This is a genomic window from Allobosea sp. FG18 (assembly GCF_057809495.1).
In genome coordinates this window covers 31807-47491 of sequence record NZ_JBMDKB010000027.1, presented here as the reverse complement: position 1 = coordinate 47491, position 15685 = coordinate 31807, and the positions used below count along the sequence as shown (strand labels likewise).

10 protein-coding genes are annotated in these 15685 nt (G+C 62.5%); 8 read left to right on the top strand and 2 right to left on the bottom strand.

Going from position 1 to position 15685, the window contains the following annotated elements:
- Positions 1–59: 59 nt before the first annotated feature.
- The 3 genes from ACODTJ_RS24675 (at position 60) to ACODTJ_RS24665 (ending at position 2989) form a co-directional block, all read left to right on the top strand.
- Positions 60–563 carry a hypothetical protein gene (locus tag ACODTJ_RS24675; RefSeq protein ID WP_488850490.1) on the top strand — a complete coding sequence of 168 codons (504 nt, stop codon included), beginning with the start codon at positions 60–62 and terminating at the stop codon, positions 561–563.
- Between the two features lie 342 nt (positions 564–905).
- On the top strand, positions 906–1622 hold the full coding sequence (locus ACODTJ_RS24670) for a response regulator (protein WP_488850529.1): 717 nt from the start codon (positions 906–908) through the stop codon (positions 1620–1622).
- Positions 1619–2989, top strand: coding sequence for an ATP-binding protein (locus ACODTJ_RS24665; RefSeq protein ID WP_488850488.1), 1371 nt, complete (start codon positions 1619–1621; stop codon positions 2987–2989). The genes ACODTJ_RS24670 and ACODTJ_RS24665 overlap by 4 nt, the downstream gene beginning before the upstream one ends.
- Before the next feature lie 4 nt (positions 2990–2993).
- Here ACODTJ_RS24665 and ACODTJ_RS24660 read toward each other — a convergent pair whose 3' ends face one another.
- Positions 2994–3476, bottom strand: a complete 483-nt coding sequence (locus tag ACODTJ_RS24660; RefSeq protein WP_488850486.1) for a hypothetical protein — start codon at positions 3474–3476, stop codon at positions 2994–2996.
- Between the two features lie 121 nt (positions 3477–3597).
- Between ACODTJ_RS24660 and ACODTJ_RS24655 the strand changes: the two genes are divergently transcribed.
- Genes ACODTJ_RS24655 through ACODTJ_RS24645 form a run of 3 tightly spaced genes read left to right on the top strand, consistent with a single transcriptional unit; the run spans position 3598 to position 6278 of the window.
- Entirely contained in the window at positions 3598–4533 is a 936-nt protein-coding gene (locus ACODTJ_RS24655; RefSeq protein ID WP_488850484.1) for a hypothetical protein, read from the top strand.
- Positions 4534–4542: 9 nt separating this feature from the next.
- Positions 4543–5433: a hypothetical protein gene (locus ACODTJ_RS24650; protein WP_488850482.1), complete on the top strand. Its 891-nt coding sequence runs from the start codon at positions 4543–4545 to the stop codon at positions 5431–5433.
- Entirely contained in the window at positions 5433–6278 is an 846-nt protein-coding gene (locus ACODTJ_RS24645) for a prepilin peptidase (RefSeq protein WP_488850480.1), read from the top strand. The genes ACODTJ_RS24650 and ACODTJ_RS24645 overlap by 1 nt, the downstream gene beginning before the upstream one ends.
- A 6-nt stretch (positions 6279–6284) precedes the next feature.
- Here the strand turns inward: ACODTJ_RS24645 and ACODTJ_RS24640 are convergent, their stop codons facing one another.
- Positions 6285–9581, bottom strand: coding sequence for a DEAD/DEAH box helicase (locus tag ACODTJ_RS24640; RefSeq protein ID WP_488850478.1), 3297 nt, complete (start codon positions 9579–9581; stop codon positions 6285–6287).
- Positions 9582–9751: 170 nt separating this feature from the next.
- Here ACODTJ_RS24640 and recD2 point away from each other — a divergent pair, with 170 nt between their 5' ends.
- Positions 9752–12352, top strand: a complete 2601-nt coding sequence (gene recD2, locus ACODTJ_RS24635; RefSeq protein WP_488850476.1) for an SF1B family DNA helicase RecD2 — start codon at positions 9752–9754, stop codon at positions 12350–12352.
- A gap of 96 nt (positions 12353–12448) precedes the next feature.
- Positions 12449–15481, top strand: coding sequence for an ATP-binding protein (locus ACODTJ_RS24630; RefSeq protein ID WP_488850475.1), 3033 nt, complete (start codon positions 12449–12451; stop codon positions 15479–15481).
- Positions 15482–15685 lie beyond the last annotated feature (204 nt).

Genomic DNA, 15685 nt, shown 5'->3' with positions numbered 1-15685 from the left:
TTGCACTCGTTCGCGAGACCTTTTCTCGCGAACGCGGCTCGACTTAGGGCGGAACGGACATGCGGAAGGCCTACATTGACCTGCTGGAGGCGGTAAACGCCGTTCAGATGAAGGCGACCGGGGAAACCGGAGCGCGAGCGATCGCGTTCGGCATCCCCCAGTCTCAGGTTCCTGAAAAGCTCCTTGCCGTTCTGCGTGCCGCCGAGGCCGCGGAGCGCGTTGGCGCATCTGCGCTTACCGGCGGCGCCAGCGAGCCGGCATCGCCGACAGACGACCCTGCCAAGTTGCGGGAGGTCATCGACGGACTATTCCAGTGGATGAAGATCCAAGGGCTCGACGTGCGCGAACCAACGGCAATCGTCGCGGAAATGCTCAAAGGGAAAGGCAAGCGCGGAAAGCGCTATGTCATGCTTCCGAAGTTCGCGCCGAACGCTGAACGTCGCAAAAAGCAATGGAAACCGGTCCTGACAGTGGATGGCACCATGTCAGCCGATGAGATGAAAGCCAAAGCACGCGATATGGGCGAAGTCGCTGATCGGCTTGGTCCTGCTGCAGCTCGCTGATCCCTAGTCTGGAGATACCCCCGCGAAAGGGCTCTCCGGAATCTGCGACCCTTCAGCAGGCAGAGTTCAGAAGGTCACGGACAGCCTTCTACAGGCGCCATATTTCTCCAGTTTGTCTGGAACCCCCTTTTTTGTTTCTGGTTCATGTCTGGCTTGGTTTCGCCGCGTGCATGGGCTGCCAAGGTAAAGGCTCCGTTAACGCAGGGCCTTTAGGTTGCTGGCGAATTGAAGCAGTCGGGGTAATTGCTGGCCTTGGCCCCCCGAATGCGGCAATAGGAATGCTGGCGAAGTCGTGTTTTGGCGCGGATCCTGATCCCGCCATTGTTGGTTCAGTTCGAAGCTATGAGCACAAAACCTCACGTTCTCGTCGTCGAGGACGATCGCAAGATCAGCGAAATGATCGACCAGTACCTGTCCGAGAACGGCATGCGTGTGACCGTCGCGGCGGACGCTCCTTCATTCGATCGGGTTTTTGCCGATGGCCAGTATGACATGCTCATCCTGGACGTGATGCTGCCGGGCGAGAACGGCATCAGTATCTGCAGCCGCGTCCGATCGGCGTCTGCGATCCCGATCATGTTCCTATCCGCCCGTGGTGAGGACAATGATCGCGTTATCGGCCTCGAGGTTGGGGCCGACGACTACCTGGTGAAGCCGTTCTCGTTGCGTGAGCTACTCGCCCGGGTTCGCGCCATGCTGCGCCGGGAAGAACTCGCGCGAGCACCCGCGGGCAACCCTGCCCGGGTTCTCTCGTTCTCTGGCTTCGATCTCGACATGGGCTTGCGCGAGCTGCGCAACAGCGATGGCAGCATCGTCAATCTCACCGGTGCCGAATTCGATCTGCTTCGTGTGCTTGTCGAGCGCTCAAAGCGTGTGCTCACTCGGGACAATTTGCTCGACTACACGCAGGGCCACACCTCGACGGCCCTCGATAGGTCCATAGACATTCTCATCAGCCGCCTGCGGCAGAAGATCGAGATCGATCCTCGGGATCCTCAAATTATCCGCACTGTTCGGGGCGAGGGCTATATTTTCGCACCTGAGGTCGTGGTTCGGTGATCCCGCGGTTCCTCAAACTTCCGACGATTGCGTCCCAGATCATTCTCCTCGTTCTGGGAAGCGAGATAGCATTCCAGGCCATCACGGCTATCGACGTCCATGTCATCGATGGTGGTCAGTCAGGCCGCTGTGACTCGGCGGAAGGCAACGGGTTCTCCTACGCCATTCGTCTGATGGACGATATGACCGATCAGCAGCAGCGCGATCAGCAGCTGCAGGCGATAAAGCAAACATTCCCAAGGATGGGAGTGACGGTTCTCCCGGCGGACATGACGGTTCGGGCGCCACTGGAGGACGCTCCAGAGATCAAATCCGTGCAGCGCATCCTTGGGCCGGATCGCCAGGTCTTCTTTCCGCGAGAGGCGGACGCTCCAACCGGACGCATCGTAATCCGGCTGAGGGATAAGACGCTGATCGCCGCGACCGTGCGCTGCCGCAATCAGCCGGCGGTCTGGGCGTGGGACACTTTCATTCGCGGCCTATTCTACATCTTTCTCACTACCCCGTTCCTCCTCTGGTGGTCGCGCAGGACGCTGGCTCGCCCGCTTCAGCAGGTGGAGGAAGCAGCCAATTCCTTCGCGCTCGATCGTGAGACGGCGCCGATACCTGCAACCGGCCCTACGGAGATACGGGCAGCGACGACCGCTCTCAATCGAGCCGTGTCCCGCGTCAGGAAACTGGTTGCCGAGCGCAGCCGGATGCTCGCGGCCGTTTCGCACGACCTGATGACGCCGCTCACGCGCCTCCAGATGCGCTGTGATTTCGTCAAAGACGACAAGGTTCGCCAGGACATGGTCCGCGACATCGAGCAGATGCGCGCGATGGTTGAACAGGCGCTGTCGTTCTTGCGTGAGGGTCGAGGCACTCAGCGTCGGGCGGCCGTAGACCTGCCGACCCTTCTAACCACCGTGCGCGACCAGTTCCTCGATCTTGGTCACGAGGTCGATTACATCGGCCCCCGTCATCTTGCGGCGGAGGTCGATCCGCAAGGTATCGAACGGGCAATCACCAACCTGGTCGGGAACGCAATCAAGTTCGGAGATACAGTCGTAATTTCGCTGAGTGCGTTGGGCGGCCTTATCACGATTGAGGTCGCCGATAACGGACCGGGTATTCCCGACAACGAGAAGGAACGTGTGACCGAACCATTCATGCGCGGCGATGAGGCTCGCACTATTCACGACGACACGGGCTTTGGCCTTGGATTATCGATCGTGAAGGCCGTCGCCGAACAGCACGATGGCAAGCTCTCTCTGCATGATCGCGAACCGCATGGGCTCCTTGCGCGCATGGAGTTTCCTCACAAGGTCGCACAGAGCCGCAATGGACCTCGGCCCTGGCCGGCGCGAGATTCGCAGATTGCCTGATCGGCTAGAGGAGCGTGAAGCTCATTTCCGTGAGCGGAAGCCCTTTGGCAGCCATCGGGCCAGTCTTCAACACGCGCATCGGGCGCATCCGCATTTTGGCGGGCGCCCGTTTTGCGATCTGCTCGCTGACCTGGAAGGCGACATTCAGGAAGATGCGCCACGCCAGCGGCGCCCGCGGATCGATCGTCGTGCAGGACAAAGCGAGATAGTCTCGGCCTTCCAGGTTCCGGATGAGCGCAGCTCCGGCCCAGTCGATGGATACGAAGCCAGCAATGTCGATCTCTGGGACACCGAGGGCAAGGGTTCCGTCCGACTCGAAAGCGAAGGCAAACGAACTCGACCCGAGCGTTCCGAGAAACAGGTCGTAGAAGACCTTCGAGCCTGACTTTCGTTCGGCCACCTGCGCGCCGACGCGCGACACCCGCCGAACCAAGTCCAGCATCGGGTGCGCTTCTGCGATCTCTTCGATCGGGCGCATCGTCGCCATGGTCGTTATCCCAGTCCGATTCGTTTCAATCCTTGTTGGAAGGTTGCGACCAGCCCTTCTCGATGTAAAGTCTTTCGCAGAATCGTAGGATTCGATCGCTGATCCTTGAAGGACCGTTCCCGTGATCCAAGCCGCCAACGCAGAGGACCTGATCAAGCGCAATGCTCTGATCATGTCGCTGTCGCAGCATCTCTCGCCGGGCTTCTCGGTCGTTCCTCCGACTGTGCGCTTCCCCTTTCCAGCCGTCGCTCATCCCGAGATGGGTCTGTGCGCGGTGTTCGTTCACGAGTCCCCGCTGATCCTCGAAGAAGGCGAGCGCCGCTGGTATGGGGCAGAGAGCGTTGATCCGGAGCGCGCCATCGCGGAAGCGACAATGGAGCTTTCAGCGGCCGCCAAAGCTCCACTCGACCGCGTTACCGGCATCGCCTGGTTGCCACAGGGCTATAGCCGCCTCGAAATGCCCGGGATCTGCACGAGCCCGGCGCCGGAAGACGCCGCTGCCGTGATCGAAGATGCTCTTTCCCGGGTGCCGAACCGGACTGATGCTCCCCTCAATCCATGGTATGCGAACTACATCGTCGGTGCATCGGGTCCTAAAGGCCCGCCGAGCGAGCCTGTCCGTCGCGTCTCAGCGCTGGTCGAGAAGGTCCTGGAGGGCATTTTTGCCGACAAGGAAGCGGTGATCGCTGGCACTGTTCTCGGTCCCACCGAGTTTGCCGACCCCCGCTTTCTGTTGCCGGCTCTTCTCGCCTGCGCATCGGAAGACTGGGACACCGTTCGCTCCTCTACCGGGCGCGTGAAAGGAATTTTCCCGGGCTTCAAGCTCCAGCTCACACCCGATCCGGGCTCGCTCCTCGGCTACCGCGTCGATGGTGTCATCGCTGCGACCCCCTATCTCATCCACGGTCCTGTCGCCGCGGTGATCCGGCGCTTCGATTTCGACGGCGAGTTCGCGCTCGATGACCTTGTGGGGCAATTCGCCCGCTATCTCGAAAAGAACGGCCTCGATGCGACCGTGCTCGAAGAGTACGAGTACCGTCTGGCGACGGCTGAGTGAGGCAGGCACATGTCACTTGCAGCCATCAAGGACGCCGCCAAGAAGTCCGAGAGCGCCTATGAGAGCGAGCGTGCGCAGCGCGAGGAACGCTTTCGCTACCGGCTCGCAGCACAGCAGTTCCTGAAGCACCAGGCGCCGCTCTTCCGCGTGATGCTCGCCAAGGGCAGGAAGGCCGAAGATATCGCTGCTTCGCGTGAATTCGCGGACATGACGCTTCGAGCCCGCGAGCTGGCGAGCATTATCGCCCGTTCGCTGTTCCCCGATCTCGAAGCCGCCGCTCTGCCCGAGGCCGCTCGCCATTTTCGCGTGGAGGCCGCTGAGGCGGTGGCCATGGCTTGGGCCGATAGCAGGGACCTGGATATCGAGTTCGCAGCCGAGACGATCGTCGACGCCGTTCGCCAGGCACACATCGTTTTCGACGGCGAGGCGATGCGCTGGCGAGACATCAGCGAGGCTGGAAGCATCAGCCTCTCCGCCGCGGCGAGCTCGGCTCTGCTGCTCCGGTCGGTGATGCTCTATGACTTTCGGCTTGGACGAGACAATGCGCTGAGCCGGATGAGCGCTCTCCTGGTCGAGACGACCTCGGAGAACGTGCGGGCGATCCTCCCTGGCGATGCATCCTCCGAGGACCGCAGGAGCGTCTTCCAGAGCGTCATGCGCGAGAACGGGCAGATCCTCGCCGGAATCTACGAAAGCGTCTCACGACGCACCGTAGCGGCGCTGGCTGGTCAGCCCGAGGCTGATCGTCAGAGCTGGCTCCTTCGAGAGCGCCCTCTCGACGCCATTGACGCGGAGTTTCGCGCTGCCGCCGACGCTTTGAGCTTTGCGGCGGCGCGGATCGGGAAGCTGTCTCTCGATGCGCTCAAGGCGGTCGAGACGCCGAACGCTCCGAGCCCCTAATGGGTGGTTCCTGCGCCACCGGCGCCTGCCAGATCGTCTCGGCCTTCGCTTATTCCGCCCAGGGCCTCGGCGACGAGCTCTCCCGCGCGCTTGCCTTCCTTCACGGTGCGGCGCCGATCTTCTTTCCGCTGTTGGCGGGACTCATCGGTGCATGCGTTGCCCATTCGATTGGTCGCGCTGTCGAGCGCTGGCCCAAAGTGACCGGGTGGAAAGCCGAGGCCGGTGGAGCGCTTTTGTCGCCGCCTCCCTATTTGCGGATGGCACGCGCCTCCGGCGGCCTCGTTCTCCCGATCATCAGTTGGCTCCCTTATAGCGGCGCTGGCGCCATCGGTCGCTGGGCCTACCCTGCGGTCGAAATGTCGTTTGCTCTGGTCTGGGCGGGAGCGATTGCATGGACCGGCCCGGCTTTCTCGACCTGGATCCTGCTGACGGCGTGCTCGCTCGCCTTCTTTTGTGCCTGGCTCGATCTTGTCTGCCACGAGATCCCGGACAACCTCACCGTGCCACTGGCCTTCCTCGGCCTGCTCTTCTCACCCGTCGAGCCCGACGCGATCAATCGGATCTGGGGAGCCCTGTTTTGCGGCGCCGCGGTCCTCGGCGCGTTCAAGCTGGTGGCGAGCGCTAAGCAGGTCGATGGCGTCTCGCTGGGTGATGTTGCCTTTCTCGGAGCTGCCGGCGCTTGGGTCGGGATCTGCGGTAGCTTCACGCTGATCCTGGCATCGGTTGTCGCCTACATCGCCTATGCGGGCCCTCTCCGGCGATCCGGGGTGCTATGGGCCCCAATGGGGCCCGCGCTGGCTGTTGGCTTCGTCTTCGCCATCCTGAGTGGCGTGCGCCTGATCTGACGCACCTCACATCATCGGGGTTGGCGCCATTTCGCGCTCCGGCATCTCCCATTCGGGATCCCGGACACGCACGACACGACCAATGCTCTCCGCGAAGGCGACGAGCGACGTGTGATGGAGGCGCGGGTCAGCGGAAGCTTGGCCCTGGAGACGGTCGAAGGCGCATTCGTTCCTGCCCGCCATCGGGGTCTTCCCGGCATCGAGTGCGCGGACGAGTGAATTCCACTGCTGGATGAACTTCCGATCCTGCGGGATCTTCGTTCCCAGCGCGCGGGCAACGTCACGCTGCAGCAGCCATCCGTTGGGCTGATCGAGGAGTTCTCGATTGCGGGTGCTGCGCTCCTCTGCCGGCGGGCGCGTCGGCTTGTCGGCAGCAGAACGCTCGACGTCGCCGCCGGACGTCTTCTCGGTTGCCGAGGGTCCACGCTCCTTGGCAGGTGAGTCCTCGGTTACGGAGGGCTCGACATCGCTTGCAGGCGACCTCTCAGCTGGCTCCCGGCCTGCTGTGGTGTGAGGACCTGCCTCGGTCACAGGCTCCTTCTCGAATGCCAACCTCTCGCTACGAGCCTGGTCACGAGCGATCTTCGCCGCGGCGGCCTCCTCCACGATGGCCATTTCGGCCGCGGGGAGCGCGATCTTGAGGCTCTTCGCGACCCAGGCGAGTTCGCTCTCGTGGATCAGCAGCTCAGGCACGCCTCTGAGCTGCTTAATCGAGCGTGCTCGAACGCGACGACCGTTGTCACGCAGGGGTGTGCCTACGCGGACCTGCAGCGCAGTCTTCCGCCAGAAATCCTTGATGGCGAAGCCGCTGGTCTTCAGCCGACCGCAGACGTCATCGAAGTTGAGCTCGTCCTTCTGCGGGCTGGTCGGTCGCTTCGAGTCGAGAAACGCGATGACGGAATGCAGATCGTCTTCATGAACGGCGAAAGAGCGATCATCGCCGTCCTTGAACAGACCGCATCTGATCGGCGCCTCGCCGGCACGGGTGCCCGCCGGTGACAGCTTCCATTGCCCTTCGAAGGTTCTGAACACAGCATTGACTTCGTCGGCAGCGTCATTGGAAATTGCACCGACCACGTCTTCACGCGTCAGCCACTCTTTGCTCAGGTGCGGCATCCCATGGACGCGGCCGATCGCGCGTCCGAGCACCTCAACGTCGGTAGGGGACATCATCAGCACCGTTCCGCTGTTGCTCAAGCGGGTTCCGGCTTCAAGCTTCAGCGAATTCAATCTGACGTCCTCGACCCGCCGTGCCTTCAGCTCAACCTGCCGCCAGGTGCTGTTGAAGTCCGGATCGTTGATGTCGACTTCGAGCCAGGCCGCAGCGCTCCTGATATCGTGCCAGCCGTCTTCGACAGCTGAGGCGACAGTGGGCTTCTCCTCGCGGGGGAGCAGCCTCTCCGTGTGATGGAGCTTGCCTTCGATGGTGATATCCCGGGCCGTCATGTCCGGGGGAAGCAAGCGTCCTTCGAGCCGTGCGGCGACAGGAGAGATAGTCGCGACCCCATCCGGAATATGGCCAGGATCCGAAGCGGCCCGAATTGCTTCCTCCGTCAGGACCAGGCGATTGGGTGCGCGCTCCTCGGCCGGGGCCTGAGGGGCTTCGGTCTTGGCACCCTCCGCGATCGGTGCGGCAACGACCTCATCCTTGGCGCGGTCCTCGACTGGAACGGTTGCGACCTCCCCCGTGGCGCCTCCCTGAGCCATGGAGCCGCCGTTTTGAAGCAGCTTGTTCTCGTCGGCACTCACATGCTGAGGCCAAACCGTAAGCGGAGACGTGGATTGGGTTGGCGGCAAGGTCGCGCCAACGTCCGAGGTCGCTAGGACAGCTCCGGCCTCCACACGAAGCGACGGCAGGACCTCGGAGGCGCGGATCGGCTCCAACTCACTGACGCCGTCAGGCTCGATGGCCTCTTCCGGCTGGAAGTCGGCACCGCGATAGCCCTCAATCCGGATGTCTGCGAAATCCACGGGATTGGCAGTGACGAACCGAACATCGACGCCTTCAGCCGCCTGATAGAAGGCAACCGGGTTCCCCTCAAGGACACCGTTTATGTAGATTTGCACGTCGAGAACGTATGCAATTTGGTCCCGCGACTCGGGTGAAAATCTGGGGTCGATGCGCTGAGCGCGGCCGGATTGCTGGAGCTGGACGACGTCAGATTCCGTCGGCGTATTCACGACCACGCCTACCGCTGGGAGGTCCCACCCCTCTTGCAAAAGCTTGGCGTTCGCGATCCCATGGAGATTGCCCTCGCCGACTTCGACGGCGAGGGCATCGATCATCTCGACCGGATCCTCTCCTGTCACCACCTTCATGGTTTTGCGGCCGCCAAAGCGCCGGTTGTATTCGGCGGCATAAACGCGAGCGTGAGCGCAGTCCGCGCCATAGAAGACCGTGACTTTGTCAGCGAGAACCGTTGGATCCTCGTCCGGTCTGAGACCGAAATCGTCCTTGGCGCTAAGGAGGAAATCGAGCGTCGCATCGACGACAGCTTTACGCTTCAGCTTGGTTCGCTCCATGCCCGAAGCAGGGACATTGCCGTTGATGTCGACGCGCAGCACGTAATTTACGACAGGCGAGATCACGCGACGGTTGCGAAGCACCTGAGCTGGGACGTTAATGACCTCGTTCTGCGCGCCGATCAAAGCCGTCACGCCCTTCTCGTCATCGAAATTTGGGGTCGCGCTGAAGGCGGTGACGACCGAACGTCCGAGGAAGCCATCCAGAACCGACTGCCTGAGGTCGGACAGTCCACGATGGGCTTCATCCATCACGATCGCATCGATCATTTCTGGACTAATGTGGCCCTCCTGGACCATCCGAGTGAACCCCTCATAGGTGACTAGCGTCACCGGTGCCGCTGACTTCCGGCCAACGTCGATCGCGCCGACTTCAACGTCCGGGAAATGCTCGTCAAAGCCCTCAAGGGTTTGCGTGATGAGCTGTCTGGTCGGCAGAAGCACCAGGACGTTCGGCATTACGCCGGCGGCTTTGCCCGCCTGCCAAATGGCATTGGTCTGCGCCAAAAAAATGCGGGTTTTACCGCCGGCCGTCGGGATGACGGTGAGCGCACTCGGGTCATTCTCGCGGTCGCTGATATGGTCCGCGATTGCTCGCATCGCATCGACCTGATGCTCGCGATAGATGCCCAGGTCGTCGGCTTCGAGCAACTGCCTCCATGCAGACGCGATCAGTTCGCGCATCTCAGTCGGATCGAGTTTCGGACGCTGACGCGCACCAGTTGCCTGGCGGTACTGCCACAGCAGCCGTAGATAGATACCCTTCCGGTCGTCAGTCATAGCATTTCCAAATAGGATCGACGTCGCGAACCTATGTGCGGCCTAAGAAAGCCACAAAAACTGAACCTTCAACCGGACGCCTTATCGATCATCTGCGACGCGCTTCTTTTTCGAGCGTCTCTTGCATCGCGCAGAGATAGACTGACCGCGCATTCGAGTGTGCGGGGACCATGGAGCAAATCAGGGCGATCGTTGTGCGGGTTCTCCGCAAGGACGCGAAGACGGGATCCGTTTTCGCGACGATCCGCTATGAGAGCACCACAGGGCTCGTCGACGGCAAAATCAGCGGTAATGGCGCGGAAATCGAGGCTGGCGATTTCGTCATCAGCGACGGTAATTGGCGTCAGCGCAGCTACAACGGCCGCGACGAAGAGATCTTCTACGCGAAGTCGATTCGGCCAGACCTGCCGATCACCAAGGACGGTGCCGCCCGCTGGCTCTCCACGATCTTCACGGCTGATACCCATGGCGTGACGCTGGCGACAGCCAAGGTCTTTGCCGACAAGCATGGCGAGCGAGTCGCGCATCTCTGCGAGCGCAATCCCGAGCTCGTCCTCGGGCTTTCCAGGGATCCCAGGCAGTTTCGGACGGCTATCCTTCGCGACTGGGGGCGCCGCATCTCGGGTCGGCGTGCAGTCGTGCTCCTCGAAAGCTCGGGTGTGGATCCGCGTGCGATCGATTCCATCCTCGAGGCATTCCGCGATGGCGCGTTGGAGACCATCCAGGCCAATCCCTATCGCGCCGCTCGCGTTCGGAACGTCGGCTTCGGCAACGCTGACAAGATCGGCACGCATATTGGCATCAGCAAAGAGGACGAGCGCCGGGTCGGGGCCGCCCTTGTTGAGCTCCTCGATGCCCGACGCATGGAGGGCCACTCCTTCGCGCGAGCCAATCTCCTTGGTCAGCGGATGGAGGATCAGTTCGGCATCCCCCTGGCCACGACGAGCGCTTTCCTGGTCAGCAAGCTCGGTGATGCGACCTCTCCCGTCAGCGTGTCGCTGCGCGAAGGCGAGAGCGTCGTCATGCTTCGTGAGTTCCACGAGGCCGAACACGCCATCGCAAAAGCAGCGGTGACTGCGCTGGTTCGTGGGCGCAAGAACCAGGCAGACCGCGCCCAGATCGTCCTCGACGGCCTGTTCTCGTCCGAGAAGTACAAGCGCTTCGATGCGTTTCAGCGCGCAGCCGTCCTCACCTCTGTGATCGAACCGATCTCCGTTCTGACCGGCGGCCCCGGCACCGGCAAGTCGACGGTCTCCGAGGTTGTTGTCATGGCGGCCGAGAAACTGGATCCCGGCCCGATCCTCCTGTGTGCCCCGACGGGCAAGGCCGCCAAGCGTCTTGAGGAGACCACTGGTCGCAAGGCATCCACCATTCATCATCTCCTGCAGGCTCGGGAGGATGTGGCGAACGGGCGGACGGTCTTCGGACGAAACGCTGCCAACCCACTGCCAGCTGGATGTTTCGTCGTCATCGACGAGGCTTCGATGATCGACATCCAGACGATGCAGGCCCTCCTGGCGGCGATGCCGGCTGACGGGCGCCTGGTACTCGTCGGCGACAAGAACCAGCTGCCGTCCGTGGACGCCGGCGCGGTCCTGAACGATCTCATGCAGGCGACTGGCCCGGACGGCCTTCGCCTGGTGCCGTGCGGTGAGCTCGTCAACGTATATCGGCAGACCGGCGACTCCAGGATTGCGACCGGCGCGGCCGAGATCCGCCAGGGCGATGTCCCCTTCCTCAGCAATCGGTACGAGGGTGGCGTCATCCTCTATGAGCGCGCCGAAAGCGATATCGTCGAGCAGGTTCGTTGGTGCGTCACGAAGGCCTGCACCGAAGGCCTGCGCCTTCAGCCACACCAGATCGCTGTTCTTGTGCCCCAGGCGCCTGGTGAGGTGGGCACGCGACGCATCAATCGAATGTTGTCACGAGAGCTGAATCCGCGAGGGCGTGACATCGCCGGCATTCTCCCGAATGCGGACGACGCTGACATCCCGATCCCGCGCGTCGGCGATCGCGTGATGCTGACCGAGAACGACGACGAGAATGACGTCATGAACGGCGACGTCGGCACCATCGTTGATGCCTACGCGAAGCCGACGCCTTCGGGCGCGACACGCAACATGATCAAGATCAAGTTCGATTGCGGCCATGACGTCGAATATCCGGCTGCCCAATGGCGCAAGCTAATCCTCGCCTATGCGATGACCGTGCATAAGAGCCAGGGCTCGCAGTACCCGGCTGTCATCATGCCGGTCTGCTCGGCCCATGAGCGCATGCTGGACCGAAGCCTGCTGTACACGGGCTGGACCCGCGCGAAATCCTCACTCTTTATCGTGGGTGAGCGGGATGTGATCGAGAAGGCCGTCGCCAACATCGAGGCATCCAAGCGCGATACGCGACTGCAGGAGTTCATTCGGCACTTCAGCGTCGAGATGGGTCTTGCTGGTCGTCCGGAGCTCGCTGCGATCGCGCCGCCCGCGGCACCTCGGGCTGCTGCGCCTGCGCCGCTTCGCCGCCCGCCCGGTCCTCCGCCAGCGGCGCCTGTTGCCGCTTCGCGGGCGCCACGCCCGGTACCACCTCCGCTGCCTCGGATGGCTCCCCGGCCCCTCCCCGGGATCGGTCAGGCTCGCGCGCCCGCGCCGCAGGTCAGCGTCACCTCTGTCCCAGTCTCACCCGTGCGTCGACCGCCACCCCCGCCACCGCGCCGACCAACCCCGGCGCCGCAGCCGGAGCCAGAGGATCTCCACCAGATTCCTTCCATGGCTCCATAGGCCGCCTTGACCGCCCAAGGAGTGCGGGTTCTCTTAGGATGGAACGAATCCTGTTGGATTGACGCGATTCCTTGAATCGCGTCTCCGGAGAACGGCATGGCCCTCGCGAATATCGTATCGAACGCCATCGAGGCGTTTTCCTCCACCGTGAAGAAGCCGGTTTCCAGCTTCTCCATGCTGGAAACTACCGACGGTCAGCAGATCTTCGTCGCCAAGGACGGTTCCCTGATGTCGATCGTGAAGATCGACGGGATCACGCGGGTCATCGGCGAGCCCGAGCTGAACAACATCGTTCATCGCATGACCACGAACATGGCCAAATATCTCGGCCAGCCCGGTCATGCGCTCCAGTTCTGTTTCGTCCGTGATCCCGACTGGTCGCCGAAGATGATCCAGGGGCAGCTCGGCGCCGCGCGCGCGACCGCTCGCACGCTGGACCTCGAACTGAAGGACCTCTTCGAGGAGCGTGTGCGCTTCTTGAAGGACTATGTCGTCTACGAGGCCTATTACGTTGTGCTCTGGACGCGTCTCACCGCGCTGACCAAGCAGGAACGCGAGAAGGCGAAGATCACTTCGCGCCCGCCGGGCTTCTGGCCCGATATGGCCGACACGCAGGATGTCTTCCGGGCCGCCCGCCCGTTGCGGGATCGACACAAGTCCTTCGTCGCGAGCTTCGTCCAGGAGCTGAAGGACGTGAATATCCGGTCGCGTGCAGTCGGCGTCCACGAAGGCGTCCGTGCCATTCGTTCCTCGGTCTATCCTGACTTCGTCGGCTCCGACTGGAAGCCGACGCTCATCGGCGACGAGACGCCTATCCGGTATCCGGAGATCTCCGAGAACGACGTCTCGCACCTGCTCTGGCCACGTATCGACGAACAGATTTTCGTTCGCGAAGCGACGCGCGTGAACCACCGCATCGTGACGATCGGCTCCCGCAACTTCGCCGGCATCGACATGGCCGTCGGACCACAGGAGCTGTTCCCGTTCTCGAAGCTCCTTCGCCGCATGATCGACGCGGACGAGTTCCCCTGGAGGGCATCCTTCCTCGTCGAAGGCGATGGCCTCGCGGGGCTGGGCCTCAAGGCCTTCTTCGCGTCTATCTTCAGCTGGTCGAGCAGTGAGAACCGGCCGCTCAAGGATGCGATCAAAGAGCTGCAGGAGATGCGGCTCGATGGGCAGATCATCACTCGCTTCCGCGCTTCGTTCGCCACCTGGGCGCCGAACGACAACATGGCTCTGATCGAGGAGCGCGAGAGCCGGCTTCAGAACGCCGTCGAGAGCTGGGGCTACTGCATCGCGGCGCCGACGGCCGGCGACCCCCTCGCCTGCGTCATGTCCAGCGCGCTCGGTCTCGACGCGTCTGCCACCGCGCCGCCGACTGCGATCCCGCTCGCCGACACCATGATGTTGATCCCCTGGGATCGTGATGCCAGCCCCTGGAATACCGGGGCGATCATGTTCCGGACGGAAGATCGGCGCATCTGGCCCTTCCAGCCGGGCTCAGCGCTGCAGGACGCCTTCATCGACATCGTCTTTGCTCCCCCGGGCAAGGGCAAGTCGGTCTACCTGAACACCGCGAACTTCGCCTCGTGCCTGTCCCCGGTTTCGACCCAGGGTGTCGGCGGCGCGAAGCTTCCCCGCATCGCGATCATCGATATCGGCCCGTCTTCGTCGGGTCTGATCTCGCTGTTGAAGGAGGCGCTGCCACCAGACCGGCGACACGAAGCTCTCTACACGCGTCTCAGCAACACCGAGGCGTTCGCAATCAATCCGTTCGACACCCAGCTCGGCTGCCGGCGCTGCTTCCCGCATGAGCGGCAGTTCCTGATCAATTTCATCTGCGCCATCGGTACGCAGATCGGCGAAACTGCGCCCCCGAAGGCCATGGCCGAGCTCGCCGGCTTCTGTATCGACGCCCTCTATGACATGTGCTCGGACGAGGACAAGAAGTCTGAGCCCAAGCTCTACATCCGCGGCGTCGACAACGAAGTCGACGATGCGATTGACCGCTATGGCATCAAGACCGACCACGAGACGATCTGGTGGCAGGTCGTCGATGCCTTCTTCGAGAAGAACGCGATCCATTACGCAACGATGGCGCAGCGCTATGCGGTTCCGATGCTGCAGGACATCGCGAAGATCCTCCGCCGGCCGGACATCTCCGACCTGTTCGCGGCGGCCCAGGATGACGGTGAGCGCATCCTGTCAATTCTGGAGCGCACGGCGATCAGTGCCGCGAAGGAGTATCCGATCCTCTCGCGCCCGACGCGTTTCGATATCGGCGACGCGCGCGTCGTCGCGCTCGATCTCGACGAAGTGGCGCGCGGTGGCACCGGCGCGGCCGAGAAGCAGGCCGCTCTGATGTACATGCTCGCCCGCTTCACGCTGGCGAAGGATTTCTACCTCAATGCGCCCCTGCTGAAGGTCAACGGTCCGGCCGGCATCCCGATCATTCCGGAGAGCTATCGCAAGCACCATTCGATGCGGATTCAGCGCATCCAGGAAGTGCCGAAGCGGCTGGTCTACGACGAGTTCCACCGCACGGGTGGCTCTCAGTCGGTCCGGAACCAGGTCATCGTCGACATGCGCGAGGGCCGGAAGTGGAACGTGCAGATCGCCCTGGCGAGCCAGCTCCTGTCCGACTTCGACAAGGAGATGATTAACCTCGCGTCCGGCATCTGGATCATGGGCGGCTCGACGCCGGCGGAAGCCGACCAGTGCCGCGTCATGTTCGATCTGAGCGAGACGGCGACTGCGATCGTCCGGGACAAGCTCAACGGTCCGGGGCCCGGCGGCGCGCCGTTCCTGGCGATCCTGAAGATGAAGGATGGTGCGCAGGAGCACCATCTCTTCAACACGCTCAGCCCGATCGAGATCTGGGCTTTCTCGACGACCTCGGAAGACGCGGCGCTGCGCAATCGCCTCTACGCCCGCCTTGGCGCTGTGGAGGCCCGCAAGCGGCTTGCCAGGCGCTATCCGAACGGCACTGCGAAGGAAGACATTGCTCGGCGCATCACCATCCTGGTGGAGAGCGGCGACGCGATCGATCGGGCGAAGGCGCAGGATGGCATCATCGCGCAGATTGCCGATGAGCTCTGCGGCGATGTGGTTGCGGACGCTCCCTACTAACCGGCTTCAGGAGCTCCGCCCAAGCTTGGAGCTGAACTCCTGAAGAACCGCCTACGCAAATGGCGCTCTTGAATGGTTGACGCGAATTTGCGGGTTTTGAACGACCCGCAGCCACTATCGTGTTGAGAGCATCTGCAAGGCGCCCAAACGCCGCTGTTCTCCGAATATCGCTTAACTCTGCTACGATTCTCGGTGGGTGAGCTC

Excerpts from the sequence above, each read along its gene's own strand:
- ACODTJ_RS24670 (WP_488850529.1), top strand. The coding sequence starts at position 906 with ATGAGCACAAAACCTCACGTTCTCGTCGTCGAGGACGATCGCAAGATC.
- ACODTJ_RS24645 (WP_488850480.1), top strand. The coding sequence starts at position 5,433 with ATGGGTGGTTCCTGCGCCACCGGCGCCTGCCAGATCGTCTCGGCCTTC.
- ACODTJ_RS24630 (WP_488850475.1), top strand. The coding sequence starts at position 12,449 with ATGGCCCTCGCGAATATCGTATCGAACGCCATCGAGGCGTTTTCCTCC.
- ACODTJ_RS24660 (WP_488850486.1), bottom strand. The coding sequence starts at position 3,476 with ATGGCGACGATGCGCCCGATCGAAGAGATCGCAGAAGCGCACCCGATG.
- recD2 (WP_488850476.1), top strand. The coding sequence starts at position 9,752 with ATGGAGCAAATCAGGGCGATCGTTGTGCGGGTTCTCCGCAAGGACGCG.
- ACODTJ_RS24650 (WP_488850482.1), top strand. The coding sequence starts at position 4,543 with ATGTCACTTGCAGCCATCAAGGACGCCGCCAAGAAGTCCGAGAGCGCC.
- ACODTJ_RS24640 (WP_488850478.1), bottom strand. The coding sequence starts at position 9,581 with ATGACTGACGACCGGAAGGGTATCTATCTACGGCTGCTGTGGCAGTAC.
- ACODTJ_RS24675 (WP_488850490.1), top strand. The coding sequence starts at position 60 with ATGCGGAAGGCCTACATTGACCTGCTGGAGGCGGTAAACGCCGTTCAG.